The 25,411-nt window shown below is 64.4% G+C and carries 26 protein-coding genes and 1 pseudogene; 15 read left to right on the forward strand and 12 right to left on the reverse strand.

Features of this window, described 5'->3' with window-relative positions:
- Nucleotides 1-79 precede the first annotated feature (79 nt).
- The gene (locus tag F6X40_RS03530; RefSeq protein WP_184023491.1) at nt 80-499 is read right to left on the reverse strand and encodes a PPC domain-containing DNA-binding protein; all 420 of its coding nucleotides are present in this window, start codon (nt 497-499) and stop codon (nt 80-82) included.
- Nucleotides 500-655: 156 nt separating this feature from the next.
- On the opposite strand from F6X40_RS03530, the gene F6X40_RS03535 reads away from it, so the two are divergent.
- The 5 genes from F6X40_RS03535 (at nt 656) to F6X40_RS03555 (ending at nt 3,025) form a co-directional block, all read left to right on the forward strand.
- Nucleotides 656-1,108 carry a MarR family winged helix-turn-helix transcriptional regulator gene (locus F6X40_RS03535; protein WP_187626848.1) on the forward strand — a complete coding sequence of 151 codons (453 nt, stop codon included), beginning with the start codon at nt 656-658 and terminating at the stop codon, nt 1,106-1,108.
- An 87-nt stretch (nt 1,109-1,195) separates the two neighbouring features.
- On the forward strand, nt 1,196-1,525 hold the full coding sequence (locus F6X40_RS03540; protein ID WP_184059163.1) for a hypothetical protein: 330 nt from the start codon (nt 1,196-1,198) through the stop codon (nt 1,523-1,525).
- A 122-nt stretch (nt 1,526-1,647) separates the two neighbouring features.
- Nucleotides 1,648-1,983 (forward strand): ArsR/SmtB family transcription factor, encoded by a 336-nt coding sequence (locus tag F6X40_RS03545; RefSeq protein ID WP_018422741.1) that lies wholly within the window; start codon nt 1,648-1,650, stop codon nt 1,981-1,983.
- On the forward strand, nt 1,976-2,455 hold the full coding sequence (locus F6X40_RS03550) for an SRPBCC family protein (protein WP_090810571.1): 480 nt from the start codon (nt 1,976-1,978) through the stop codon (nt 2,453-2,455). Before F6X40_RS03545 ends, F6X40_RS03550 begins: the two co-directional genes overlap by 8 nt.
- A 141-nt stretch (nt 2,456-2,596) precedes the next feature.
- Complete coding sequence (locus F6X40_RS03555; RefSeq protein ID WP_090810573.1) at nt 2,597-3,025, forward strand: VOC family protein; 429 nt, start codon at nt 2,597-2,599, stop codon at nt 3,023-3,025.
- Between the two features lie 50 nt (nt 3,026-3,075).
- Here the strand turns inward: F6X40_RS03555 and F6X40_RS03560 are convergent, their stop codons facing one another.
- Both F6X40_RS03560 and F6X40_RS03565 read right to left on the reverse strand, forming a co-directional pair.
- Nucleotides 3,076-3,402: a DUF190 domain-containing protein gene (locus F6X40_RS03560; RefSeq protein WP_187626849.1), complete on the reverse strand. Its 327-nt coding sequence runs from the start codon at nt 3,400-3,402 to the stop codon at nt 3,076-3,078.
- Nucleotides 3,403-3,654: 252 nt separating this feature from the next.
- Complete coding sequence (locus F6X40_RS03565; RefSeq protein ID WP_187626850.1) at nt 3,655-4,437, reverse strand: ABC transporter substrate-binding protein; 783 nt, start codon at nt 4,435-4,437, stop codon at nt 3,655-3,657.
- 460 nt (nt 4,438-4,897) lie between these two features.
- On the opposite strand from F6X40_RS03565, the gene F6X40_RS03570 reads away from it, so the two are divergent.
- Genes F6X40_RS03570 through F6X40_RS03600 form a run of 7 tightly spaced genes read left to right on the forward strand, consistent with a single transcriptional unit; the run spans nt 4,898 to nt 10,453 of the window.
- Nucleotides 4,898-5,425, forward strand: coding sequence for a Na+/H+ antiporter subunit E (locus F6X40_RS03570; RefSeq protein ID WP_187626851.1), 528 nt, complete (start codon nt 4,898-4,900; stop codon nt 5,423-5,425).
- Nucleotides 5,418-5,678 carry a monovalent cation/H+ antiporter complex subunit F gene (locus tag F6X40_RS03575; RefSeq protein ID WP_187626852.1) on the forward strand — a complete coding sequence of 87 codons (261 nt, stop codon included), beginning with the start codon at nt 5,418-5,420 and terminating at the stop codon, nt 5,676-5,678. The genes F6X40_RS03570 and F6X40_RS03575 overlap by 8 nt, the downstream gene beginning before the upstream one ends.
- A gap of 3 nt (nt 5,679-5,681) precedes the next feature.
- Nucleotides 5,682-5,924, forward strand: coding sequence for a hydrogenase subunit MbhD domain-containing protein (locus F6X40_RS03580; protein WP_018422732.1), 243 nt, complete (start codon nt 5,682-5,684; stop codon nt 5,922-5,924).
- Between the two features lie 3 nt (nt 5,925-5,927).
- On the forward strand, nt 5,928-6,272 hold the full coding sequence (gene mnhG, locus F6X40_RS03585; RefSeq protein WP_187626853.1) for a monovalent cation/H(+) antiporter subunit G: 345 nt from the start codon (nt 5,928-5,930) through the stop codon (nt 6,270-6,272).
- Nucleotides 6,269-6,973: a Na(+)/H(+) antiporter subunit B gene (locus F6X40_RS03590; RefSeq protein ID WP_184059171.1), complete on the forward strand. Its 705-nt coding sequence runs from the start codon at nt 6,269-6,271 to the stop codon at nt 6,971-6,973. Before mnhG ends, F6X40_RS03590 begins: the two co-directional genes overlap by 4 nt.
- 16 nt (nt 6,974-6,989) lie before the next feature.
- Nucleotides 6,990-7,364 (forward strand): sodium:proton antiporter, encoded by a 375-nt coding sequence (locus F6X40_RS03595; protein ID WP_184023510.1) that lies wholly within the window; start codon nt 6,990-6,992, stop codon nt 7,362-7,364.
- Nucleotides 7,358-10,453 (forward strand): complex I subunit 5 family protein, encoded by a 3,096-nt coding sequence (locus tag F6X40_RS03600; protein WP_187626854.1) that lies wholly within the window; start codon nt 7,358-7,360, stop codon nt 10,451-10,453. Before F6X40_RS03595 ends, F6X40_RS03600 begins: the two co-directional genes overlap by 7 nt.
- Before the next feature lie 87 nt (nt 10,454-10,540).
- On the opposite strand, the gene F6X40_RS03605 is transcribed toward F6X40_RS03600, so the two are convergent.
- From F6X40_RS03605 to F6X40_RS03625, 5 genes are all read right to left on the reverse strand, one after another.
- Nucleotides 10,541-11,212: a hypothetical protein gene (locus tag F6X40_RS03605; protein WP_187626855.1), complete on the reverse strand. Its 672-nt coding sequence runs from the start codon at nt 11,210-11,212 to the stop codon at nt 10,541-10,543.
- Nucleotides 11,213-11,239: 27 nt separating this feature from the next.
- Nucleotides 11,240-12,784, reverse strand: a complete 1,545-nt coding sequence (locus F6X40_RS03610; RefSeq protein WP_187626856.1) for a cytochrome-c peroxidase — start codon at nt 12,782-12,784, stop codon at nt 11,240-11,242.
- A 123-nt stretch (nt 12,785-12,907) separates the two neighbouring features.
- Entirely contained in the window at nt 12,908-15,322 is a 2,415-nt protein-coding gene (locus tag F6X40_RS03615; RefSeq protein WP_187626857.1) for an alkaline phosphatase family protein, read from the reverse strand.
- Nucleotides 15,323-15,935: 613 nt separating this feature from the next.
- Nucleotides 15,936-16,610, reverse strand: a complete 675-nt coding sequence (locus tag F6X40_RS03620) for a PQQ-binding-like beta-propeller repeat protein (protein WP_018422724.1) — start codon at nt 16,608-16,610, stop codon at nt 15,936-15,938.
- A 14-nt stretch (nt 16,611-16,624) separates the two neighbouring features.
- Entirely contained in the window at nt 16,625-17,854 is a 1,230-nt protein-coding gene (locus tag F6X40_RS03625) for a helix-turn-helix domain-containing protein (protein ID WP_187626858.1), read from the reverse strand.
- Nucleotides 17,855-18,021: 167 nt separating this feature from the next.
- Between F6X40_RS03625 and F6X40_RS03630 the strand changes: the two genes are divergently transcribed.
- The 3 genes from F6X40_RS03630 to F6X40_RS03640 all read left to right on the forward strand — a co-directional run bounded on the left by F6X40_RS03630 (nt 18,022) and on the right by F6X40_RS03640 (nt 20,081).
- A complete protein-coding gene (locus F6X40_RS03630) occupies nt 18,022-18,786 on the forward strand; it encodes a DUF899 domain-containing protein (RefSeq protein WP_187626859.1) in 765 nt (254 codons plus the stop codon).
- Nucleotides 18,783-19,616 (forward strand): DUF2182 domain-containing protein, encoded by an 834-nt coding sequence (locus tag F6X40_RS03635; protein ID WP_187626860.1) that lies wholly within the window; start codon nt 18,783-18,785, stop codon nt 19,614-19,616. The genes F6X40_RS03630 and F6X40_RS03635 overlap by 4 nt, the downstream gene beginning before the upstream one ends.
- Nucleotides 19,617-19,814: 198 nt before the next feature.
- Nucleotides 19,815-20,081 (forward strand): DUF4148 domain-containing protein, encoded by a 267-nt coding sequence (locus F6X40_RS03640; protein WP_090810603.1) that lies wholly within the window; start codon nt 19,815-19,817, stop codon nt 20,079-20,081.
- A gap of 153 nt (nt 20,082-20,234) precedes the next feature.
- Here F6X40_RS03640 and F6X40_RS03645 read toward each other — a convergent pair whose 3' ends face one another.
- The 4 genes and pseudogenes from F6X40_RS03645 to F6X40_RS03660 form a co-directional block, all read right to left on the reverse strand.
- Nucleotides 20,235-21,677, reverse strand: coding sequence for an aldehyde dehydrogenase family protein (locus tag F6X40_RS03645; RefSeq protein WP_187626861.1), 1,443 nt, complete (start codon nt 21,675-21,677; stop codon nt 20,235-20,237).
- Nucleotides 21,678-21,716: 39 nt separating this feature from the next.
- The gene (locus F6X40_RS03650; RefSeq protein WP_187626862.1) at nt 21,717-22,904 is read right to left on the reverse strand and encodes a fumarylacetoacetate hydrolase family protein; all 1,188 of its coding nucleotides are present in this window, start codon (nt 22,902-22,904) and stop codon (nt 21,717-21,719) included.
- Between the two features lie 84 nt (nt 22,905-22,988).
- Nucleotides 22,989-24,773 (reverse strand): IlvD/Edd family dehydratase, encoded by a 1,785-nt coding sequence (locus tag F6X40_RS03655; protein WP_184023534.1) that lies wholly within the window; start codon nt 24,771-24,773, stop codon nt 22,989-22,991.
- 32 nt (nt 24,774-24,805) lie between these two features.
- Nucleotides 24,806-25,279: pseudogene (locus F6X40_RS03660) on the reverse strand (MFS transporter); the annotation flags it as partial.
- Nucleotides 25,280-25,411: the final 132 nt, after the last annotated feature.

The following is a 25,411-nucleotide window of genomic DNA, read 5'->3' on the forward strand; positions in this document are numbered from 1 at the left end:
GTTGGTGGGGGTCGGCGGGCGGATGTTGGCGGGGCGTTGAGCGACTACCGGCGCGCGAAGCGATAGCGCCTTTGCGTGATCAGGCGGACCCGGACTGCGGAGCGCCGCCGCCGCGAATCACGAGTTCCATAAAACCCGTCTGCGGATCAGGCTCCCGCGCGAACGAATAGCCCGGAACCGACACGAGCAACAACTCGACGGTCGTGCGTACCGTGCAGCCGCGCGCCACATGACCGCCGAATACCTGCCCGCGCGCATCCGCGATCGACATGTGCAGATGAGCGCCATCGGGCGAGACGGAGCCTGCGAGGGTCAATATTTCGAGGTCGCCGCGAATTTCCGTCGGCGCTTGCGCGCCAGCGAACCTCAATGCCGCAACGTGGAGGCTGCCGATGCCCTGGACGACGAAGGCCGCTTGCAGGTCGCGTTGACGAAGCGCGTCTTCGACGGCGACGCGAAGGTCGTCGCCGGGCGCGAGTCGGAGGGGATGGGCTTGCATGCCTTGGCCGGTTGAGACGTGGTGGACTCAGGGATTATGCGTGAATGAGGAAGTATCTCACAGGCGCTTGTTTATGCTGGGTTCGTGCAAACTCGACGGCGAAAATATATTCAGTTTATATGTACAGTTAAACTGTACATATGCTATGTTTTCGGCATGTCACGACAATCACCGTCTTCCCAATCTACCGATCTGGCCGCCCTTGCGGGCGAACTGCGCATTGCCGTGAGCAAACTGGTTCGCCGCGCGCGAGAACATTCGCAATCGAGCGACTTTACGTCGGCGCAGAGGTCGGTGCTGTTTCATCTGGAGCGCGACGGCCCAGCCACAGTTTCCGCGCTAGCGCGAGCGCAGCGCGTAAAGCCCCAGTCCATGCGCATTACCGTTGCCGGTCTGGAGACGCTGGGCGTCGTCAAAGGCGAAGCGGATCCAACCGACGGACGCAAAACTCTTATCCATCTCACCCCCACGTTCAGACGAACGCTCAAGGCGAGTCGGGCGGCCAAAGAGGACTGGCTGATCCGTGCCTTGCAAGCGCAGCTATCGCCGCGAGAACAGGCCACGCTCGCCGCCGCGGTGGAACTGCTGCAGCGGCTCGCTGACTCCTGAACGTTTGCAGGTGCTTCATCCGAACCGGCATCGAAACGGGCACAGCCCGCGAGCTCATCGATTTACTCGATTCAAGGAGCAACTGAAATGGATTGGCCGCATGTCGTCTCTTATTTTTTCGGCGGTGTCCTGTTCGCGAATGCCGTGCCGCATTTCGTCAGCGGTGTGATGGGCGAGCCGTTTCAGAGCCCGTTCGCGAAGCCGTCCGGAAAAGGGCTGTCGTCATCGACCGTCAATGTACTGTGGGGCTTCTTCAATATGGTCGTCGGCTATCTTCTGGTTTTTCGTGTTGGCGACTTTCGGATCGAGGCAACGGGCGATGCCGTGCCATTCGGCCTCGGTATCCTGGCGATGGGCATGCTCTGTGCGCGGCTGTTCGGTCCTTTGCATGGCGGCAACATTCCGAAACGTACTTGAGCGCCTCATAAGCGGTAGTCGGCGCATGTGTCGAACCTGCGGAGTGTCCCTCACGTCGCCTTGACATGCAAGCAATCTCTTGCCTATAGTAAACGCAACAAATTACTTGCCTGTAGCCGTTCATGGCCGAGCGCCCCGACGACACCGACGTGCTATTCAAAGCCCTCGCCGATCCGAGCCGGCGCAAGCTGCTGGATGTGCTGCACGCGCACGACGGCCAGACTCTGAACGACCTGTGCGACCACCTCGACATGACGCGGCAAGGCGTGACCCAGCATCTGGGCCTGCTGGAAGCGGCTAACCTCGTCGTTACCGTACGCAGCGGGCGCGAAAAGTTGCACTTCCTCAATCCGGTGCCGCTGCAGCAGATCTACGAGCGCTGGATTGCCAAGTTCGAAAAGCCGCGCCTGAAGGCGCTCTCGACCCTGAAACGACGCCTGGAGAAAGGCAATGACTAGATCGACGTTCGTCTATGTGACCTATATCCGCACTACGCCGGAACAGTTGTGGTCGGCGCTCACCGACGCGGAGTTCATCAAGCAGTACTGGTTCGGCATGCACTGCGAAAGCGAATGGACGGCGGGCTCGTCGTGGAAACTCGTGTCGAGCGGCGGCCAGATCTTCGACGCGGGCGAGATCGTCGAGGCCGATCCGCCGCGGCGTCTGGTGATCCGCTGGCAGCACCAGATTCGTCCCGAGTTGCAGGCCGAAGGCGATTCGCGCTGCACGATGGAGCTCGAACCGAGCGGAACGGCGGTCAAGTTGACGCTCACGCATACGATCGAGCGCGATCCATCGAAATTCATCGAGGCGGTGTCGGGTGGCTGGCCGAAGATCATGTCCAACCTCAAATCGCTGCTGGAGACAGGCTCGATCGCGTTGCAGGAGGCTTATCCGGCCAATGGCGGGAGTCATGCCGGGAAGGCCTGATGCGGGGATACGCTGTAGAGCATCAGGTGTGTGGCTTCATCGTGGGGCCGAACGATGCATCCCAGGTTCGACAGCCGTCCATCCGCGAGATCACGCTGATAGAATCGTCTGCCCGACCCTCGCCCGTCTCAGGAAATCAGCATGGAAATCCAGCCCTATCTGTTCTTCAATGGCCGTTGTGAGGAAGCCATTGAGTTCTATCGTTCGGCGCTCGGCGCGCAGGAGTTGCTGAAGCTGCGCGCGAAAGACGCGCCGCCCGATCCCGCTCGCCCGGTGGCGCCCGAACACGCCGACAAGATCCTGCACGCGACGCTCGTCATCGGTAACACGCACGTGCTGATGTCGGATGGCGATTGCCGCGGCGGCAATGCCGTGCATGCGGGCTTTAGCCTGTCGGTCACCGCCGACGACCAGGCGTCCGGCGTAAAGTACTTCAACGCGCTGGCGGACGGCGGACAGATCACGATGCCATTCCAGCAGACCTTCTGGACCAGCGGCTTCGGCACGTTGATCGACCGCTTCGGCGTGCCCTGGATGGTCAATGTGCGGCACGAGGAGCCCACGGCATAGCATTGAAGCGGGCCGGCGTTCCATCTCACACGCACTCGAGGCCCGGTCGTTCAAGCCCCGTCGGCCTCGCCGACGACGCCGAACTCGGCGGTCGTCTTCACGTAGAACAGATGCAAACCCTCCACGCGCAGTCGATCGAACAGCCGATCGGCTTCGTCGCTCGTCACCGCCATCACGACGGACAACGGCTGATCGGCAAGCTCGAAGAAGTGCGCGGAGTGAATGCGATGATGATGGCCGATGCCTTCGCAAGCCGGGATCAGGGTCGCGCCGCGCAGGCCGAGTTCGCTCGCGAGACGCACGAGCCAGTCGGCAAGCGGCTTGCCATGATGGCTGCGCCCCTGCTGGGTGAAGAACGTGATCTGAAAGCCGTGCATGTGGGTGCCTCCCCGATGCGGATCGCGCCGCGCGCAAGGCGATCCGCACGCGAGCCGGCGTCCGCATTGCGCCGTCCCCTGCCCGCTTACTTTTGTAAGCGGAAACCTGCAGCGCCGCGTGAGGCGCCGGTTGCAACCGATTCGGGCATCCCGGCTTGCCGCAGCACGGCTCAGGACGGTCATGACACAAGTTTAGGTGTCGGGCCGCGCGAGTGCCAGGTCGAAACTGGTCACGTGCGGCGCGGCCCCGGCTCACTGACCGTACACGTCGAAATCGAAATACTTTTTCGCAATGCGGTCGTAAGTGCCATCGGTGCGGATCTCGGCAATGGCTTTGTCGATCTTTTCCTGCAGATCGGTATCTTCTTTACGCAAACCAATCGCTGTGCCGCTGCCGAGCGTTTTCGCGTCGTAAAGCGGATTGCCGGCAAATCCGAAGTCCTTGCCGCGCGCGGTGCGCAAAAAGCCGATATCGGCTTGCACCGCGTTTTGCAGTGACGCGTCGATACGGCCGGCAAGCAGATCCGAATACACCAGATCCTGATCCTGATACGGCACGATCGCGGCGCCGGCCGGCTCCCAATACGTCTTCGCGTAGGTTTCCTGAATCGAGCCCTGCTCGACGCCGATGCGCTTGCCCTTCAGCGCTTCCGGCGTCGGCTCGATCGGCGAGCCCTTCTTCGCGACCAGACGCGTCGGAATGCGGAACACCTTCGACGAGAACGCGATCTGCGCCTGACGCGCGGGCGTCATCGACATCGTCGACAGCACGGCGTCGAATTTGCGGCCTTTCAGCGCGGGAATCATGCCGTCGAACGAATTCTCGATCCACACGCATTTCGCGTTGAGCCGGCGGCAGATCTCATTGCCGAGATCGATATCGAAGCCGACGAGCTTGCCGTCGGCCGCTTTCGATTCAAACGGTGGGTAGCTCGCGTCGACTCCGAACCGCACGGTCGACCAATCCTTGGCGATTGCGCTTCCGGACGAGACGGCCAGCAGCGCAATCGTCAGGGTTGCCAGCATGGCTTTCATTGTTGCTCCTTATTGGTCATTTGAAGAATTCAAACCGGCGGCACGGCGACACATGCGGACCGCGCGAAACCCGACATTCGACCGGGATCTGGTCGCCGGCGCAAATTCATTAAAAAAATCAATTTATGCAGCGCGCGCATAGATTGGCGACTAGACTTCCAGATTCCGATCAGTCACAGGTGATTAAAAAACGGTACGGCGCCGCTTAGAGATTCAACGTCGCGTCTTATCGCGGCAACGCAGTCTGTTTCAAAATAAATGCGCGCCGATCGGCGTCGGCTTTTCGCGCGCCATTTTATTGAACAGATCGCAATGACACTAATTCACTCGATGAGCAGCCGATAAGCGTCGCGCGGATTTACGCACACAAAACGACCACCAACGGACAACCGTGCGCCGGTTGCTTTGCCATAAGTTGTCACTTAGAATTTTCCGCAAGGCTTCCTGAGGAACCGATGACATGGCTGCGAACAACGGAAAACCGGTGTCGTCGTTCGTTCCTCGGGGAATGCCTGGCCTCTGGGTCGTCCTGTTCGTCATCTGGATGATCGCCAATGCATCGCTCGCCGTCGAACCCGCACTCGTCGGTCTCGTCATTACCTTCGTCATCGCGCGTGTCTTCGTATCATCGAGCGAAGCATGGCAGCGCCTACGTCTAACGCCAGGCGCACCGTATCACTTCGCCGCGTATAGCGCGACCTTCGTCGTCGAGCTCGTACGCGCCAATCTGAACGTGATGGCGCTGGTGTACTCGCCGCGTATCGACATCAAGCCGGGCATCGTCAAGGTTCGCACGCGCCTCCAAACACCGCTTGGCCGTCTCGCGCTCGCCAATTCGATTGCGCTCACGCCGGGCTCGCTCGTCGTGGATATTCGGGACGACATACTATTCATTCACTTGCTCGACGTGAAGACGACCGATATCGACGAAGCGACCGAGGCACTCGTCGCACCGTTCGAAAAGCATCTGGAGAAAATCTTTGGCTGAGATCATGCTCCGGATCGCCGCCGTGCTGATCTTCTTCGCGATCCTGTTCGGCGTGCTCCGTCTCGTGATCGGCAAGACCCTCGTCGACCGCATCGTCGCGATCGACATGCTGACGGTCGTCTCGCTGTCGCTGATCGCGCTGTACGCGCAAGTCTCCGGTCGTTTCGTCTATATCGACGTCGCACTTGTCTATGCACTGCTGAGCTTTCTCGCGGTGCTCGCGATTGCGCGCTTTCTCGAAAGGGGGCTGTGAGCCATGCTCGAACTGCTCCTGCTGCTGATGTGCGCGAGCATTCTCGTGAGCGGCGTACTGGCCGTCTGCCTGAAGAATCTGCTGGCCGCGATGGTGAGCTCGGGGCTCGCGAGCCTGTTCGCCGCGATAGCCTTCCTGCTGCTCGCCGCGCCCGACGTCGCGATGGCCGAAGCCGCGATCGGTTCCGGACTCGCGACCTTCATCTTTCTGTACGCGATCCGCAAAACCGGTTATCAGAAGGGCTAGCGCATGTTCGAACTGATCGGCAGCGTGTTCATCCTGGTGGGCGCCGTCTTTCTGTTCTCCGCCGGCCTTGGGCTGCTGCGCATGCCGGATGCGTATACGCGCATTCAGGCCGGCACCAAGGCGTCGACGCTCGGCAACATGCTCGTGCTGATCGGCCTCGCGTTCTATCACCCGAGCTGGACCTTCCGTCTGATCCTGCTGATCTACTTCGTGCTCGTGACCAACCCGGTGTCCTCGCATGCGCTATCGCGCGCCGCCTGGCTGATCCGCACGCCGATGACCTCGTCCACGATCACCGACGCACTCGCCGACGAAGGCGGGCGCACCGCCGGGGAGGCCGAATCATGATGCGTCGCGCGTTTGCGCTGCTGACGGTGCTGCTGTTCGCGGTCGTGTTCTGGCGGCTGGTCGGCGGCTACACGGAGTTGCAGGCGCTGCGCCCGCTCGCCTGGTACTACGTCGTCAGAGGGCCGCTCGAACTCGGCGCGCCGAACATCGTGACCGGCATTCTGATCACCTTTCGCGGCTTCGACACACTCGGCGAAGTCGCGGTGCTGTTCATGGTCGCGGCGAGCGTCGGGGTGCTGCTGAAAGAGGAAAGCAACGCGACCTCCGCCGCTGCGGCAGACGAATCCGCGCCCGCGCGCCGCCCAGCCGGCGAGATCGTACATACCGGCAAGCAGGTGCTGCTGCCGATGATCCTCACCTTCGGCGGCTACGTGATCGTCAACGGCCATCTGTCGGCGGGCGGCGGTTTCCAGGGCGGCGCGATCGTCGCGTCCGCCGTGATGCTGATGCTGCTCGCGCGGCCCCGCTCGACGCTGAACGTCGCGCTGCTGAGCGTCGTCGAGTCGCTCGCGGGCGTGATCTACGTGTGCATCGGCATTCTCGGCCTCGTGCTCGCGGGCGGTTTTCTCGACCCGCGCTTTCTGCCGCGCGGCGAGTTCGGCGCGTTCTTCAGCGCCGGCGCGATCCCGCTGATTTCCACGCTGCTCGGCGTCAAGGTCGGCGCGGAGCTGAGCGTCATCATCGACCGGTTCAGAAGCTGAACGAGAAGGAGAGCGCATGAGCACGGGCATCCCGGTTTCGAAGATCCTGCTGATCACGGGCTTCTGCCTTTCCTTGATCGGCCTGTGGGGCATGCTGACCCACCGCAACATCCTGCGCATCATCATCGGCTTCGCGGTGATCGACACGGGCCTGCACATCGTGATGGTCGCGACCGGTTACGTCACGGGCGGCACCGCGCCGATCATCGACGCGGCGCTCAGCAAATCCGCCGCCGCGCACCGCGCGATCGATCCGATTCCATCGGCACTCGTCGTCACGGCGATCGTGATCGGGCTATCGGTCACCGCCATCATGCTGTCGTTCGCGATCCGTCTTCATGCCGCCAAAAAGACGCTTTCCATCGACGCCTTCACCGAGTCGAAATGGTAGCCGCGCTGTTTCATCCGCTGCACATCTTCATTCTCGGGCTCGGCGGCGGCTTCGTCATTCCGCTGCTGTACCGGCTCGGCAAGCCATGGCTCACGCTCGGCTTTTTCATCGCGCTGTGCGGCATCGTGCTCGTCTCCGGCGTGTCGTTCTACGGCCTGCTCGACGGCGGCGACACGATCGAGGTGCTGACCGCGGGCGCGCTGCCGCCGGTGTCGATCAATCTGCGCTTCGGCTTGTGGGAAGGCTTCTTCACGTTCAGCGTCAATGTGGTCGCGCTGCTCGGTGCATTGCATCTGTGGGACCGTCTGCGCGGCAACTACGCGGCGTTGCTGCTGTACCTGATTCTGGTGATGGGCATCGACGGCATGGTGATGACTCGCGACCTGTTCAACCTGTTCGTGTTTCTCGAGATCGTGTCGATCGCGACATACGGCCTGTTCGGGCTCGAGCGCACGCCCGCCGCGCTCGCTGCCGCGTTCAAGTACATCTTTGCGACCGTGATCGCGTCGACGCTCTTTCTGCTCGGCGCGGTGCTGCTCTACTACGTGAGCGGCACGCTGAACATCGACGAACTGCTGTCGCTGCGCGACCAGCTCGGCGGCCCGATCGGCACGACCGCGATCCTGCTCGTGTTCGCGAGCCTCGTGATCGAGCTGAAGCCGTTTCCGGCCAACGGCTGGGGGCTCGACGTCTACGAGACCGCGCCGAGCGGCGTCGGCGCAATGGTATCGGTCGGCGTATCGGCGGCCGTGTTTTTCGCGCTGCTGAAATTGCTGCCGCTGTTCGACGGCCTGCTGACGCTGCTCGCCGTCTCGGGCGGCGTCACGTTCCTGTTCTCGAACCTGCTCGCGATCAAGCAGACGAAGCCGCAACGCTTGCTCGGCTATTCGTCGATCGGGCAGATGGCGCTGTTGATGCTGTCGCTCGCGTTGTTGCGCCAGATCGGCGCGGACGCATCGATCCCGCTCGTCGTCGGCGGGCTCTTCATCAACCATCTGTTCGCGAAGGCGGGGCTGTTCTGGCTGATCGGCGTGCTGCGGCGGCACGGCGACGATGCACGCGCGATCCTGTCGCGCAGCCCGTTGCTGATCGGCCTGCTCGGTCTCTTCATGGTCGCGATCGCGGGACTGCCGCCATTCCCCGGCTTCTGGGCGAAGTGGGAACTCGTGATGCGACTCACCGCCGCCGGCAAGCCGTACTGGATCGTGTTGATCCTGACCGGCTCGCTGCTCGAAGCGGGTTATATGTTCCACTGGTTCGTGCGCGCGCTGGCGCCGTCCGACGTCGAGGCCAAAGCCCGGCCGAACATCGCCGCGCTGTTGCCGCTGTTCGGCGTCGCCGTGCTGCTGATCGCGGCGGCCTATATGGCAGCCGTGTTCTCGGGCGTCGTGTCGGCGTGGATCTTCTCGCCGCTCGCGGCGGGTGCGCTGTTCTATGCGGCCGATCGTCTGCCGGGGCGCGTGAAAGGCGTGCTCGCGGTGATCGCGATCGGATTGATCGGCAGTCTGCTCTGCGAGGGCTCGCGCGGTATCGCCGGACTGTTCGCCTGGCTGCTGCTCGCGGGCAGCCTCGTGATCGCAGCGGCGAGTCTCTATCGCGACGACGTGCGCGCCGGCTTCTATCCGATGCTCGTCGTGCTGTCGCTGTCGATTCCGGCGCTGCTGCGCTCATCCACCTCGCTCGAGTTCTTCTATAGCTGGGAAATCATCACGCTGTCGTCGTGCTTCCTGATCGCGAAGTGCCGGCGCGCGGGACCGCACGTGCTGACCTTCCTGCTGTTTTCGCTGCTGGCTGCGTTCTTCCTGCTGGCGGGCTTCGCCAACGTCGCGGCGATCGACGACAGCATCGCGCTGTCGGCGCTGATCCATTCGGGACCGGAGGCGAACCGCGCGTTCGTGCTGCTCGCGGCGGGCTTCCTGATCAAGGCCGGCGCGATCGGCGTGCACGTATGGCTGCCGGGCGCCTACACCGAAGCGGAAGACGACGTGACCGCGATGCTGTCGGCGGTGGTCAGCAAGGTCGCGATGTTCGGCCTGTTGATCGGCACCTATCTGACGATACGCTCGGAGGTCGGCCTCGAACTCGCGCACGCGATGACCTGGATAGGCATGCTGACGACCCTGTTCGGCGCGCTGATGGCGTTGCGGCAGAACGACTTCAAACGGATGCTCGCGCTGTCGAGCATGAGCCAGACCGGCTATATCGTCGCCGCGATCGGCCTGATGAGCCATCTCGGCTGGGTCACCGCGCTGTATCTGGTCGCCAATCACATGTTCGTGAAGGGCATCCTGTTCCTCGCGCTCGCAGGCGTGATCTCGCGCACCGGCACGCGCAACTTCGCCGATGTGGGCGGCCTCGCGCGCGAGATGCCGCTCACGTTCGCGATGGTCGTGATCGCGCTCGTCTCGATGTCGGGCCTGCCGCCGCTGATGGGCTTCGGCGGCAAATGGCTGCTGCTGAGCGCAATGACCGACAAGGGTTGGTACGGGCTCGCCGTGTGCGGGCTGATCGCGACCTGCGCCGGCTTTCTGTACATGCTGCGCCTGCTGAACGGCGTCTTCCTCAAACCGCGCCCGCCGCAGCGGCCGCAGGTGCGCGAAGCGCCTGTGATGCTGCTGGTGCCGCAGTTGCTGTTCGTGGTCGGTATCGTGATCCTGTCGTTCTTTCCGAAGGTGTTGCTCGAACCGGTGTCGGCCGCGATCGATCCGCAGTTCGCGGCGACACTGGTGTGGGGCGGCATGTCGCTCGAAAGCATCTACGGGTTCTGGAATCCGACGCCGGTCGTGATCGTCGTGCTGATCGTCACGGCGATCGTGTTCGGGCTCGGTGTGCTGTACTACCGCAGCCGCCGCGGCAATGCGCGCAACGCCCCGGATTTTTACCACTTCTACCGGCCGATCCTGAGCCGCACGGTGCCGCCGGTCGCGCAGATGTTCTGGCGCGGCATATCGCACTTCGCGCTCGTGGCGGCGGCTCGGATACGCCGCGTCTATACCGGCAACGGGCAGACCTACGCGCTCTATGTGCTGCTGTATTTTCTCGCGATCTATTTTGCGAGCACCGGGCTGAGTCCAGCGGGGACACCGTAAGGGTGCACCTGGTCCTGGCGCAGCGGCATGGACCGGCCCACGTGCGGGAACGATCGCCTTGGAGCACGGCGTCGGCGAACTCAACGATCATCGAACGAGATATTCTTCCGCTACCCAGCCGTCCTTGGTCAAGCGCACGCCTTCGCGCAGTTGCATGGTGCCCGCGCCTTCGATCACGCGCGCCACCATGGGAAACACTCGCTGGAACTCGGGAGTCCTGGCAAAAGGCGCCGGGTCGATCTTATAGGTGTAGAGCACCGAGGTCCTGGTCTCCCCGTCGTGACTCTGGGGCGGCTCCCAGCCCACCACCTTGTCCAGGGTCAGCGTGGCCACGCAAAAATCGGCGTCGTGCGTGACCGTCTTGCCGGGCGTCGCCACCACCACCGGCTTGTGCAGGTAGAACTGCTTGCCTTCGTCGGTCAGCACATACTCGCGTCCCGGCGCCTCGATCCCGGCCCCGTCCTCGCCAGTGCGCTCGACCGTCATGACGGTGCTCTTGACGAGGCCCAGCTTTTCCATCACCGGCAATTGCAGCGCATCGCGGGAATGCGTGACCACGATGTCCTGATCGGCCACGTGGATGGGCCAATCGTATTTCGCCACACACAGGTGGCCGCGATCGGCCAGGTAGTGCGTGATGGTGTTGGTAAAGTTCTCCGCGGTAGGCTCGGCCTTGTTCTGGCAACCGCCCAGCAGGAACGCCGCCGTCAGGGAAACCGCAATGGCAGTGCCGCGCACCGGATTCGAAAAATGCATCATCGTGGATAGTTCAGGTATTCAAAAAGATCAATTCACGCAGCTACCGCTCGTGGGCTGGGTCGCGGGAGGCTGGTAGCCGTCGCTCAAAGTATTCAGGAAGCAGATCACGTCCTGCACGTCCTGATCCGACAGTTGCGGCGCCGAATGGACAGCACGCGGCTGCGCACCGTTCAACGCGGTGGTGCCGCCCGCGTCGGTCTGGCCCTGCCCCAGCGGCAGTTCCTCGTCGATATTGCCCTGGTAGGCGGCCGGCAGATCGTTGAACATGTTCAACGTCGCGCCCGCTGCATAGGTGGGTTGCAGCGCATAGCCCGGGTTGCTGGTCAGCTTGGTCGAATCGCCACCCGTGGACGGATACCAGTACTCGGGGTTGGTGTCGCGCGTGTTGTAGAAGCGCACCACCTGCTCCAGCGAGTGGAACACGCCGTTGTGGAAGAAGGCGCTGCGCGCGGCGACGTTGCGCAGCGTCGGCACCTTGAAGCGGCCGCAATACGGATCCGGGTTGTTCACGCCCGTAAAGGGGTCCGGGCCGGCGCCGCTGGAGGCCGAAAGCGGCGTGTGGCTGTCATAGCTGCCGTTATTGATCGGGCCGCACAGCCCCATGTCGTAGTAGCTCGCGTTCAGGTTGGCCGCGATGGGGTTCGGATTGTCCGGGATCGACGTGTCGTTGCGCGGCGCACCGATCGCCTGATAGGTGAAGTCGGTCCCCAGCGCGTTCGAGCCGTTGAAGTTGGCGCCCATGAAATGGCAGGCCACGCAGCCGGCCCCGTGATCGGTATCGTTGAACAGGTTCATCCCGCGCAATTCGGCCGGCGTCAACGTGCCGCCGATCTTGTTGTTCGCATACAGGTCGAACTTGCTGGAATACGGCGCAAAGCTCGGGTCCTCATTCTGGTAGGCCTGCAGCGCGAGTCCGATGTCCTGGAACGCCGTGTCCGTATCGCCGAACACGGCCGGGCCGTACGCCGCCGTGAACTGTGCGGCATACGAGGAGCTCTTTACCGCCTGCACCACCGCGTCCTTGGAGGCGTTGTTCATCTCGATGGGATTGAGCAGGGGCAGCGCCACCTGGTCGGCCAGCGTCTTGCCGCGGCCGTCCCACATGAATCCGCCGCCCGGCGCGTTCGCCGTGATGCCGTCCGGGTTCGAGGCGTTGTCGTCGTAGGCGGGCGTCATGGCCTTGTAGCGCAGCGAGGGAACCGCGCGCTGGCCTTCCGATACGCCATCGGAACCCAGCTGCACCGCCAGGCTGTTGGGCGGGCCGTAGGCATACGCCGGATCGTGGCAGCTCGCGCATGCCTGGTTCTTGCCGCCAGACAGGTTCTTGTCGAAGAACATTTTCTCGCCGACCTGGGCCGCAGCGCTCAGCTTGCTCGTGGGCGCCGACCCCGTGGAGCCCGAGGAGCCCGTGGAGCCCGAGGAGCCCGTGGAGCCCGTGGAGCCCGAGGAGCCCGAGGAGCCCGAGGAGCCCGTGCCTGCGTCCGTCGAAGCAGACTGTGACGAGCTCCCGCCCCCGCAAGCGGCCAGTGTCGACAAGATGACATACAGCGCCCCCGCATAAACCTTGCGCATCGCTACTCCCCCCGGCTTTGTTCGATAAGACAGCTGGCGGGGGACCGGCCGAACCGCTCCCCCGCGCAGGCTACTGCTTGATGAATGGCACGCTTGCGCGTGCTTACCGTTTAGTGCTTTTTATTACTTCGTCGCCCACAGGTTCTTCTGGGTCGCGTCCGGACCAACTTGCGCCGGATCGCTCACGTCACCCGTCTGGAACTTCTGCGTGTAGCCGGCCGGAATCACGTAGGCGTGGTTCATCGGACGAACCGCGTCGTAGTGCGTGTCGGCGCTGCCAGCGTACTCAGGCAGGTTGGCGATGTTCTGCGCAATGTACGACTCCGTGTACTTCGAACGGTTGGCGTACGAGGTCGGAACAGCCGGGTCGGCCAGCTGGAACATGTCCTGCACCGTGCGCACGAACGAGAAGTGGCTGTACGTATCGCTGTCGGCGACGCCCTTCGGCGCGGAGCCCACGTCTTGCTGGTTGGTCATCAGGACGAAGATCGAGTTGCCATGGCCCTTGTTGCCGTTGCCGTACTTCGCCTGAACCGGAGTCCAGCTGCCGTCCGCGTTCTGCATCTGCGTAGCCTTGCCACCCACGTCCCAGCCGCAGCACGAGCTGCCGGCACCGTTGGACGTGCCATTGCCTTCGTCGAACATGACCACGATGGCAACGTTGCGCTGCTTGTTCTGCCACAGCGGCGAGGCCTTGATCTTCTGCACCACGGCGTTGGTGTAGTAGTCGGCGCGGGTCAGCAGCGCGTGAGCCGGAACGGTACCCGAGGCGGTCGCGCTGTCCTTACAGGTGCCGTCGCTGCCGGTGCCGTGCAGGTCATCACACTGGTCAGGCATGATGAAGTTCAGGGTGCCGACGTCGCCCTTGGCCAGGTCGGTGCTGAACTGGTCGACGTTGTAGCCGGTCGGAACCTTGTAGAGCGTGGTGTTGGTCAGGTCGGCCGCGTTCGTGTAGTACTGGGTACCGAAGATCGTGCGGTTGTTCGCGAAGAACTCCGGCTGGCTACGCACGTTCTGATAGGCCATGCCCGGATGGTGCTTGGTCTTGTAGAGCGAACCGGGCATGGCGAACGGCGTGCCCGTCACGGTGATGCTACCGTCCGTCTGGTTGTAGGCCTGCGATACACCCGTGTCACCGAGGCTGTCGGCGCGCGGATCCTGACCCGGGTTCATGGATTCGCTGTAGGTACGCCACGTCAGGCCCGCGCTCGAAATCTGCGTGAACAGGTTCGGCGCGTTCATGATGTTGTGGTTGGCGACGGAACCGGTGCCGTCCGTCGAGCACGTCTGGTTGGCGGCCGCCGTGTAATTGGACAGCAGCGATCCAACGGCCACGGTGGCGCCGCCGGCGGTGGTACCGATGATCGGGTCGTTCGGCGTCAGCGCGACGTGGGACGGCAGGGGCTGGCCGTCGGAAGCCGTGCCGCCGGCGAAAGCCTTGTCCGTCGGGGCGTTGGCGCCGGTCGCGGCGCAACCCCACCAGTTGTCGTCGCCGATACCGAAGTCGTCGGCGCCGCCCAGGGCGGTGTAGTTCGGCTCGGACGGGCTGCCGGTCGCGAAGTAGGTCGAGAAGTAGTTGCCGTTGGTGATCATCGAGTTGACCGCCGGCATGTACGCCGAACCCTTGACGCGGTTCGTGCTGCTGTTCTCCAGCATGATCACGAAGACGTTGTCGTAACGCGGAATCGCTTCGACGTTGAACGCAGCCTGCTGGGCTTGTGCGAAGGTGATCGCCTTACGCGTATCCGTCGGGATGGTTTCGCCAGCGGTGATGCCGGAAACGCCGGTCAGGGTGGGGTCGCCACCGGCAACGGCCAGCGCATCGGGGTACTTGTCGCCACGATCGAGCTTCGTGGTGGCGTACGTGTAGCGGTTCGTCAGTGCGTTTTCTTCGAACAGCACCGCGTACTGCTCGGCGCCGGACAGGGTGTTGGCGTCGGCCAGGACGTCGCCGGCGGGAACCGTCACGGAGGCGTTGTTGAATGCCGGGCCGGACAGACGGGTCGACAGATTAGCCTTCTCGGTCGCGTACTTGGTGCCGTTGGCTTCGACGAGGCGCTGCACTTCGCTCGACATCGGGCTGATCACGACTTTGGTGACGCCCTGGTCGGCGATCTGGTCGGCCGAAGCGCGCAGGATCAGGTGGCTGGCGACCTTGGCGGCCGATGCCGTGTTGGTGGCCGAGGTCGTGATGTCAGCGACGAGCGGACCCGTGGCGGTCGTGGTCAACGAGAAATGGCCGCTGCTGTCGGTCTTCGCGGAGGCTTCGCCGCTGTCGAGCACGCCGTTGCCATTGGCATCGACGAACACGGTGGCGCCAGAGTAGTAGCCGGCCTTCAAGGTCGGGTTGCCGCTCGAGTTGCCCGGGACGAAGGCGGCCGCGGCGACCACGCCCGAGTAAGTCGTGCCGGCGGTCGTGCCACCGTTGTTGTTGCTGGCAGAGGGGCTATCCAAATTTCCGCCGCAAGCTGCGAGCACGCAGGCAGCGGCAACGGACGTTAGACAAAGCGCTGGGCGCATTTTGTGATGCGATGACATGTGGGGACCCTTTGTTAGTTGTATCGGCAACCGCTTGTGTGGGGCAAGACTTAGTAAAACAAGCGAAATAATATGAAGGGTTTGTGTAAAACGTATGTCTGCTCACGGTAAGGATTAGAGTGTGAACCTGGCTTGGTTCTGGTCACATCTTCTCGAAAAGCCGCAATGCACGGGCAAGCAACGAAGACGAAAATAAAGCTGAGAACCAACCGTCGCAGTTGTTGCGGGTGCAGCGAAAATGCTCTCAATTCCCCGCTACGATTGAAAAACACTCGGAATACTTCGCGTGTGCGGTGCAGCATCCGAGTGTGTTGCGGTTTGGACTTTCGCGTACCGGGTGGTGGCGCATGCACCGCGTCGGCGGGTCTGATGCGAGCACTGGTGGGGCGAGGCTGAAGAAGCGAGATGACGGGACCGCTATCCGGCGGTGGCTGAGTGCTTTGCCGCGGCCTGCTAGAAGTCGCTGCAGGCGGCCCGCGTATGGGGAGTAGTCTCGCGATAAGAGTAACGCAATGGAATACTTCGTTTACCAACGATGACTTACGTTATCGGCAAGTACAAGTGAGCCAAATACCAGCGCCGGATAACGAAGACGCGCTGCTTGCATGACGAATCACTCGTTCGTCGAATCGACCGGCAATTGCGAGTCGCTCTCTCGCACGGGACGCTGCACGGCGCGAACGAGCCCGCTACCGCCGCCGCCGCAGAAGAACAGATCCGCGCCGTTCGATTCGAGTCCGGAAATGCCCGCGCCGGCCGGCATCTCGACGCGCTCGAGCACCTCGCCGCTGCGCGGATCGAGATGCCGCAGCTCGCTCTCGTCACCTTCCCACGTGCCATGCCATAGCTCGCCGTCGACCCACGTGATCCCGGTCACGAAGCGATTCGATTCAATCGTGCGCAGCACCGCGCCAGTGTCCGGATCGACCTGATAGATTTTTCGTTCGGGATACTGACCGACCCACAGCGAACCTTCGGCCCATGTCAGCCCCGACTGGCCGCCGTCGCCGGGCGCCGCGATCGTCGACAGCACGCGGCCGCTCTGCGGGTCGATCTTCTGGATGCGGCCGTGCGCGATCTGGAACAGGTGTTCGCCGTCGAAGGCCGTGCCCGCGTCGGCGGGCACCGCGATCGAGCGCAGCGTCTCGCCGCTCGCCGGATCGAACGCGTCGAGCCGTTCGCCGGTCGCGATCCACACCTGTCGGCCGTCGTAGGTGACGCCATGCACTTTGTCGACGCCCGTAAAGGGCCCATATTCACGGACGATTCTGGCGGCAGAGCGGTTCATGGTGGCCATCCTAATCATGAAGGGAACGGGGAAGGGAGTAACAAAGCCGTCGCGAATCCGGCCAGGGGCGGCGTCATCCAGCGGCGCGCGCGCCCCTCGCCCACTGGCTGCACCTTGCCGGCCGCGGCGAGCGAGTCGAGTGAGCGCTGCACGGTGCGCTGACTCGCGCCGAGCACGAGGGCAAGCGCGGAACTCGACCACGCTTGGCCATCCGACAGAAACGCGAGCAGCGCCGCATGCTCGCCTTCGACCGGCGGCGCCAGCACGACGACCTCGCGCGCGTGACGCGGCGCGAGCGCGAAGCCGCGCGTCGTCGCGCCGACGCTCGCGAGCGTGCCGAGCGCCGTGCGCAGCCGGCCGATCTCGACGCGCAGCCGCGCGCGATGCGATTCGTCGGCGCGTTTGGCGCGGAACGCCCGTGCGACGAGCGCATCGCGCGGCACGTCGTCGGGCCATGCCTCGCCGAGCATGCGGGCGAGCGCAAACAGCACCGGTCGGCTCGCGAGCGCAACCGCCGCGTTCGCATCGCGGATCGCGTAGCGGCAAGCGTCGACGATCAACGCGCCGCCAGCGCGATTCGAGGTCAACAGCTTCTCGACTTCATCGAGCAGGATCGGTTCTTCTTCGCCATGCGCGATCATGCGCGCCGCCGGTTTGCCCAGTGCCACCGACGCGCTTTCGACTTCCGCGATCAACGCCGGAATGCCGGCCTCGCGTGCCGCGCGTCCGGCCCGCGCCAGCGCGGCACGGGCGGCGCTGCTGCGCAAACGCCGCAGCGCGACTCCCGCGACCACCAGTTCATGCGCGGCACGCAGCGCGGGCGGAAACGGCCGGGGATCGAGCGCGGCAAGCTTGCGCTCCGCTTCGTCGAGACGGCCGATCAGCAGCAGACGCCGCGCCGCGAGATACCGCGCATGCGCGGCATTGACGCGATCGCCGTACGCGTCGAGCGTGGCGGTCGCGGCGTCGAGTGTTTTGGCGGGCCATGCGAGATCGCGCGACGCGAGCGCGATCTCCGCTTCGGCGACCACGCATCTCGCGCGCGCCACCGCATGCTGCGCGCCGAACGCACGCGCGGCGTCGCGCACCAGCGCCTTTGCGCGCCCGAAATCGCCGAGCTGCGCCATCGCGATGCCGCGCAGCGCGAGCGCCGGCGCGTCGTCGCGCAACGCGACGTGGTCGAGCGCGCCAAGCGGATCGCCGGCCGCGAGCGCGCGCGCCGCCGCGGAAATCAGCGCGTCCACGGCGTGCGAGTCCGCGCGTAGCACGTCGATGCATCAAGCGAATCCCGCCACACTTGTCACTCCCACCCGATGGATGCCCGGCCCTAATCTAGCACGACCATCAACCGTCACCGACGCCGTCGGGCAAGGGCTCGCGCGGCGCGGCACGACTCACGGAGGTACCCAAGATGACTACCCATCCGATCGGAACACGCGAACAGTGGCTCGCCGCGCGCCGCGCGCTGCTCGACGCGGAAAAAGCCCACACGCGACACGGCGACGAGCTCGCACGGCAACGCCAGGCGCTGCCGTGGGTCAGGGTCGACAAGGCCTACCGCTTCGATACCGACCAAGGCAGCGCGTCGCTCGCCGATCTGTTCAAAGGACGTTCGCAGCTGCTCGTCTACCACTTCATGTTCGGCCCCGACTACAAGGCGGGCTGCCCGTCATGCTCGTCGATCGCGGACGGCTTCGCCGGCTTCGCCGTGCATCTCGCGCATCACGACGTGATGCTGACGGCGGTGTCGCGCGCGCCGCTCGACAAGCTGCAGACGTACAAGCAGCGCATGGGCTGGACGTTTCCATGGGCGTCGTCGGCAAGCGGCGATTTCAATTTCGACTTCAACGTCTCGTTCACCGAGGCACAGCAGCGCGATGGCGATATCGAGTACAACTACGCACGCAACAGTCACGCAATGGACGTGAGTCCCGCGCCCGAACCGGTCGCGCAGTTCGCGGCGACCTGCGGCACCGACGCGGCCACCTATTCGCGCGACCGGCCAGGCATGAGCGCGTTCGTGCTCGAAGACGGCGTCGTCTATCACACGTACTCGACTTACGCGCGCGGTGTCGATGCGCTGTGGGGCATGTACCAGTGGCTCGATCGCGCGCCGAAGGGGCGCAACGAGACGGGCATCTGGTGGCGCCGTCACGACGAGTACGAGCGGTCATGAGCCCGCTCGTGCGCGCTGTCTGCACGAGCGGGCAGCGCCTTGCCACACGGCGCGCGGCGCGCTCATCGCAGCGCGTGTTCGTCGGCGTCTGCCTGCTGATGTTCGCCGCGAGCGTCGCGGCGACATTGGCCCACGGCGCGTCGATGGCGGCGATGGGCGCGTTGCCGATGCCCGGCGGCTGGTCGATGTCGACGCTGTGGATGCCGACCTGCGGGCGCACGTGGGCCCGCGCCGCGGCATCGTTCATCGGCATGTGGATCGTGATGATGGCGGCGATGATGCTGCCGTCGTTGATGCCGACGCTGCTGCGCTATCGCGACGCGATCGGCTCGCGCGCAAGTGCGGAGCGACTGGCCCTGCTGACGATGCTCGTGAGTGGGGCGTATGCGGTCGTATGGACGGTGCTCGGCGTGGCCGTGTTTGCACTGGGCGCGTCGCTCGCGGCGCTCGAGTTGCGGTGGCCAGCGCTCGCGCGTTCGATGCCGCTGGCGGTCAGCGTGGTCGTATTGCTCGCGGGCGCGTTGCAGTTCAGCACATGGAAAGCCCGCCGCCTCGCCTGCAGCCGCACGACACCCAGCCTTCCCGCCGATGCGCCGAGCGCGTGGAGATACGGTCTGCGCATCGGCATCGATTGCGCCGGTTGCTGCGGGGGTCTCACGGCAATTCTGCTGGTCGTCGGCATGACGGATTTGCGCTTGATGGCCGCCGTGACGGCCGCCATCACGGCCGAGCGACTTGCGCCGGACGGCGCACTCGTCGCCCGGGCGAGCGGCGCCATAGCCGTTGCCGGCGCGGGCTTGCTGTTCATCCAGGCCCTATCAGCCGGCTGACTCATGCGCGCCAGCTGTCGCGGATCGCTTCGCAAATCGACGCTCGACGGCCTTGCTGTCTCATTATTGTTTTGGTTTCGGAAACAGTGAGTTCAGAAATTAGGTATTTACCCTACTTTTCGCTCCCCCTAGACTGTCATCACTGCTGCAAACAAATGGTTTCGCAGCCTAACAAGACAAAATCTGGAGGTAGTAAAAATGAAATCGCTCGTTCAAGCTGTCGTTATCGCCGCTACCCTCGCTGCTCCGGTTGCCGTTTTCGCTCAATCGAACCAGCCGCTGACCCGCGCGCAAGTCCGTGAAGAGCTGGCTCAAATCGAAAAAGCCGGCTACAACCCGGCACGTTCGAACCCGAACGAATATCCGTCGAACATTCAGGCTGCCGAAGCCCGCGTCGCGGCGCAAAACGCCGCGGTCGGCGGCGTGACCAGCGGTTCGTCGCAGCAAGGTCACGCAGCGCAGTAAGGCGTTGCAGGTTGGCAAGTTGCTGTTGATGTAGCTGTACCTGCCGGAGCGCTCGGCTTAGCGCTCTCGCAGCTTCCCCTACTGGCCCGCCATCGCGACTGAATGCGATGGCGGGCCAGTTCCGTTTTGGGGAGCTCGGTTGTTAGTTCTGCGTCAGACCGCGCCCGGGTTGATATACGCGGTCTTCACCGACGTATAGAACTCGCGGGCGTAGGCGCCCTGCTCGCGCGGACCGTAGCTCGACCCCTTCCGCCCGCCAAACGGCACGTGATAATCGACCCCCGCCGTCGCGGTGTTGACCATCACCATGCCGGCCTGCACATGGCGGCGGAAATGACTCGCGTACTTCAGCGATGTCGTGCAGATGCCGGCCGACAACCCGAACTCGGTGCCGTTGGCAACCGCGAGCGCTTCCTGGTAGTCCTTGACCTTGATGACCGACGCCACCGGCCCGAATACCTCTTCACGGTTGATGCGCATAGCCGGGGTCGTCTCCGTGACCAGCGCCGGCGCGAGGAAATAGCCGCGCGTCGAGCCTTCGACGCGTTCGCCGCCGAACACCGTGCCGCCCTCTTCGCGCGCGATCGCCAGATAGCGCTCGTCCTGTGCCAACTGCTTGTCGTCGACGACCGGGCCGATGTGCGTGCCGTCCGCGAGCGCATCGCCAACCTTCAGCGCGCGCATGCGCGCCTTCATGCCGTCGATGAAGCGGTCATAGATCCCCGCGGTCACGATCAGCCGGCTCGACGCCGTGCAACGCTGGCCCGTCGAGTAGAACGCGCCGTTGATGCACGCTTCGATCGCGACATTGAGATCGGCGTCGTCGAGCACGACCATCGGGTTCTTGCCGCCCATTTCCAGCTGGAATTTCTTGCCCGAATCGAAGCACTTCGCGCCGATCGCGCGGCCCGTCGAAACGGAACCGGTGAAGCTGATCGCATCGACATCCGGCGACGACACGAGCGCCTCGCCAACCACCGAACCGCGCCCCATCACGAGATTGATCACCCCCGCCGGCGCGCCCGCCTCGGCGATGATCTTGACCAGCTCCCACGTGCTGCCCGGCACCAGATCGGCCGGCTTGATCACGACCGTGTTGCCGTACGCAAGCGCCGGCGCGATCTTCCACGCCGGAATCGCAATCGGAAAATTCCACGGCGTAATCAGGCCGACCACGCCAACCGGCTCACGCGTCATTTCGACCGTCATGCCCGGCCGCACCGACGGCATCACTTCGCCGCCGACGCGCAGCGCTTCGCCCGCGAAGAACTTGAAGATCTGCCCGGCGCGGCCCACTTCGCCGATCGCCTCGGGCAGCGTCTTGCCCTCTTCACGCGCGAGCACCTTGCCGAGCTCCGCCTTGCGCGCGAGGATCGCGCTGCCCGCCTGGTCGAGCACGTCGAAGCGCTGCTGCGGCGTGGACAACGACCACTGCGCGAAGGCCTTGCGCGCGGCGCTGATCGCGCGATGCGTCTGCTCGGCGTCGGCTTGCGCGAATTCGCCGATCACGTCGTCGAGATTCGACGGATTGACGTTGCGCGACACGCTCGCGCCGTCGACCCACTGTCCGTCGATGTAGTTTGCGAACTGACTCATGTCCTGATTCTCCTTTCGAAAATTGCAGCGACAATCCGGTTATTCAGCAACGAGCAGGCCCCGGGCCGCGAGATTGCGATAGAGCGCGCGCACGCCGAACGTCCACGGCTCGATTTCGGTGGACAGGCGCACCGTGTTGGTCAGCGCGCCGAGCTGCGGCGTCGAAATCGTCACGCGATCGCCGAGGTGGTGGGTGAAGCCGCCGCCGGGCGCGTCGCGGTCCTTGATCGGCGAGAACATCGTGCCGAGGAACAGCATGAAGCCGTCCGGGTACTGGTGGTGACGGCCGCAGGTCTGCGCGACGAGGTCGGCCGGGTCGCGGCTGATCTCGCTCATGTGGCTCACGCCGTCGAGCACGAAGTCGTCGTCGGCGCCTTCGACGCGCAGCGACACGCTCGCCGCGCGCACCGAGTCGAGCGAGAAGGTGTCGTCGAACAGCCGCACGAACGGGCCGATCGCGCACGAGCCGTTGTTGTCCTTGCACTTGCCGAGCAACAGCGCCGAGCGGCCTTCGATGTCGCGCAGGTTCACGTCGTTGCCGAGCGTCGCGCCGACGATACCGCCGCGGCTATTCACCGCGAGCACGATCTCCGGCTCCGGGTTGTTCCACACCGACGCGGCGAGCAGACCGACGTCCGCGCCGAAGCCGACTGCCGACATCGGCTGCGATTTCGAAAATACTTCGGCGTCCGGACCGATGCCGACTTCCATGTATTGCGACCACGCGTCGCGACGCTCGAGCTCGGCCTTCAGCTTCATCGCCGCTTCCGATCCCGGCTTGATCTTCGACAGATCGGTGCCGATCGTCGACGCGATCGTCTCGCGCACTTCCTTCGCCTTCGCCGGATCGCCGCCGGCCTGCTCCTCGATCACGCGCTCGATCAGACTCACCGCGAACGTGACGCCGCAGGCCTTGATCGCCTGCACGTCGCACGGCGCGAGCACGCGCACGGCCGGCGCGCTCGCGCCCGGCAGGTTCGCCTCGATCAGCTGCGCGACCGGCCCGAGCGGCACGCCCGGCGCGCTGCGCGCAAATTGCGCGGCATCGTCGCGCTCGAACAGGTCGGCGGTAGTCGGCACGACCGCGGTGATGTCGAACACCTCGCCGCCGCGCACGACGACCACGCACGGTCCTTCATGTTGTTCGGTCTTGCGCCACACGCGGCCGATCAGCAGTGCGTCGTTCAGATCGCCGGGAAGAAAGCTGGAGGGGAAAGTTGCGGACATGGGATGGGCTCTTTCGGATAAGTGGGAAAGCGGGCAAGGCCGGGCGTCGCGTTGCGTGCGAAGCCCGGCCTTGTCACCCGCGGGTCAATGCGAATGCCGTGGGTTGCCGCGCTCGGCAATCACCTTCAGATACAGCGTCGCCGGTTCGAGGCAGCCGCCGGTCGAAAGCTGGCCGACCGTCTTGCGATACAGCTCCTGCCACGGCGTTTGCGCGGGCGGAATCTCGAAGTGCACGGTTTCGCGACGTCGCGCGAGTTCCGCTTCGTCCACCAGCACTTTGACGCTACGCGAATTCAGATCGACGCGGATGCGGTCGTTCGTGCGCAACAGCGCAAGGCCGCCGCCCACCGCCGCTTCCGGCGACATGTTCAGAATCGACGGGCTCGCCGACGTGCCGCTCTGACGGCCGTCGCCGAGCGTCGGCAGCGACGTGATGCCCTGGCGCACGAGCGCCGCCGGCGGCGCCATGTTGACGACCTCGGCGCTGCCCGGATAGCCGACCGTACCCGTGCCGCGAATCACGAGGATGCAATGCTCGTCGATTTCAAGCGACGGGTCGTTGATGCGCGCGTGATAATCCTCGGGGCCGTCGAACACGATGGCGCGCGCTTCGAAGCTGTTTTCTGCGCCTGGCTCGCTCAGGTAGGTCTTGCGGAACGCATCGCCGACCACCGACATCTTCATGATCGCGCTGTCGAAGAAGTTGCCGGACAGCACCATGAAGCCCGCGCCGTGCTTCAGCGGATCGTCGGTCGTCTTGATGACCTCGCGATCCGGCGCGGGTGCGGCGGCCGCGATTTCGCCCATCGTGCGGCCCGACACGGTCAGGCAATCCTCGTGCACGAGGCCGCCTTTCGCGAGCTCGCGCATCACGGCCGGTACGCCGCCCGCGCGATGGAAGCTCTCGCCGAGATATTCGCCGGCGGGCATGCAGTTGACGATCAGCGGCACCTGCTCGCCGACGCGCTGCCAGTCTTCGAGACTCAGCTCGACGCCCATGTGCCGCGCAATCGCGATCAGATGCGGCGGGCAGTTGGTCGACGCGCCGAGCGCCGATGCGACGACGATCGCGTTTTCGAACGCTTCTTTCGTCATGATCTTCGACGGCCGCAGGTCCTCGCGCACGAGGTCGACGATGCGCTTGCCGGTCGCGTAGGCCATCTGGCCGCGCTCGCGGTAAGCAGCCGGAATGCTCGCGCAGCCGGGCAGCGACATGCCGAGCGCTTCGGCGAGGCTGTTCATCGACAGCGCGGTGCCCATCGTGTTGCAGTGACCGATCGACGGCGACGACGCGGTAGTCAGCTCCATGAAGCCTTCGTAGTCGATCTCGCCGGCCGCCAGCAGATTGCGCGCATGCCAGATCACGGTGCCCGACCCGACGCGCTTGCCGTCGTGCCAGCCGTCGAGCATGGGGCCGCCGGACAGCACGATCGCCGGCATATCGACGGTGGCCGCCGCCATCAGGCACGCGGGCGTGGTCTTGTCGCAGCCGGTGGTCAGCACGACGCCGTCGAGCGGGAAGCCGTGCAGGATTTCGACGAGGCCCAGATACGCGAGATTGCGATCGAGCGCGGCGGTCGGCCGGCGGCTCTGCTCGGCGAGCGGATGCACCGGAAACTCCATCGGAATGCCGCCCGCGTCGCGAATACCGGCCTTCGTGCGCGCCGCGAGCTCGATGTGATGCCGGTTGCACGGCGCGAGATCGCTGCCGGTCTGCGCGATGCCGATGATCGGCCGGCCCGACTGCAGCTCTTCGCGCGTCAGACCGTAGTTCATGAAACGCTCGACGTACAGTGCCGTCATATCCGCATGCGAGGGATCGTCGAACCATTCCTGGCTGCGCAGCCGGCGCGGGGTGGATGCTGACATGATGCTTGTCTCTCTGTCTGGGTGAGGGTTTCTTATGCGTGCTCTGCGTGTTTCTGTGCCCGCGCTGTCTCGCGGCCGGGGCCGCTGCCTTCATTCGAGGCGGCCCGCGTCAGCATCGTGCGCGGCACGAGCAGGATCAGCACGCAACTGACCAGCAGACACGCACCGAGTGCGTAAGTGCCGTTGTTGATGTCGCCGGTCAAATCTTTCGCCACGGCGGTGATCATCGAACCGGTAAAGCCGGACAGATTGCCGATCGCGTTGATCATCGCGATGCCGGCCGCCGCGGCGGCGCCCGACAGCAGCTGTCCCGGGAACGTCCAGTAAATCGGCATCAGCGCAAGGATGCCGGCGGTGGCGATTGTCAGAAACGTGATCGCCCACACCACATGATGCGCCAAAGCCGCGCTCATGATTAGACCGATTCCGCCGATCAGCGCCGGAATCGCCGCATGCAGGCGCCGCTCGCCGGTTTTCTTTGAATGCGCCGTGCCGGCGAACCTCGCCGTGAAGTTACCGGTAACATTTCTGACTGTGGATGTTACGCCCGGCTTATGGTCCGGGCAACCAAGGGATATCCCTGAGCTGTTTAATTGAGGGTACGCGGCTTGCGAATTCAGCGTCGCCCCGCTGATGCT

Source organism: Paraburkholderia sp. UCT31, assembly GCF_014397655.1.
Taxonomy (GTDB): Bacteria; Pseudomonadota; Gammaproteobacteria; order Burkholderiales; family Burkholderiaceae; genus Paraburkholderia; species Paraburkholderia tuberum.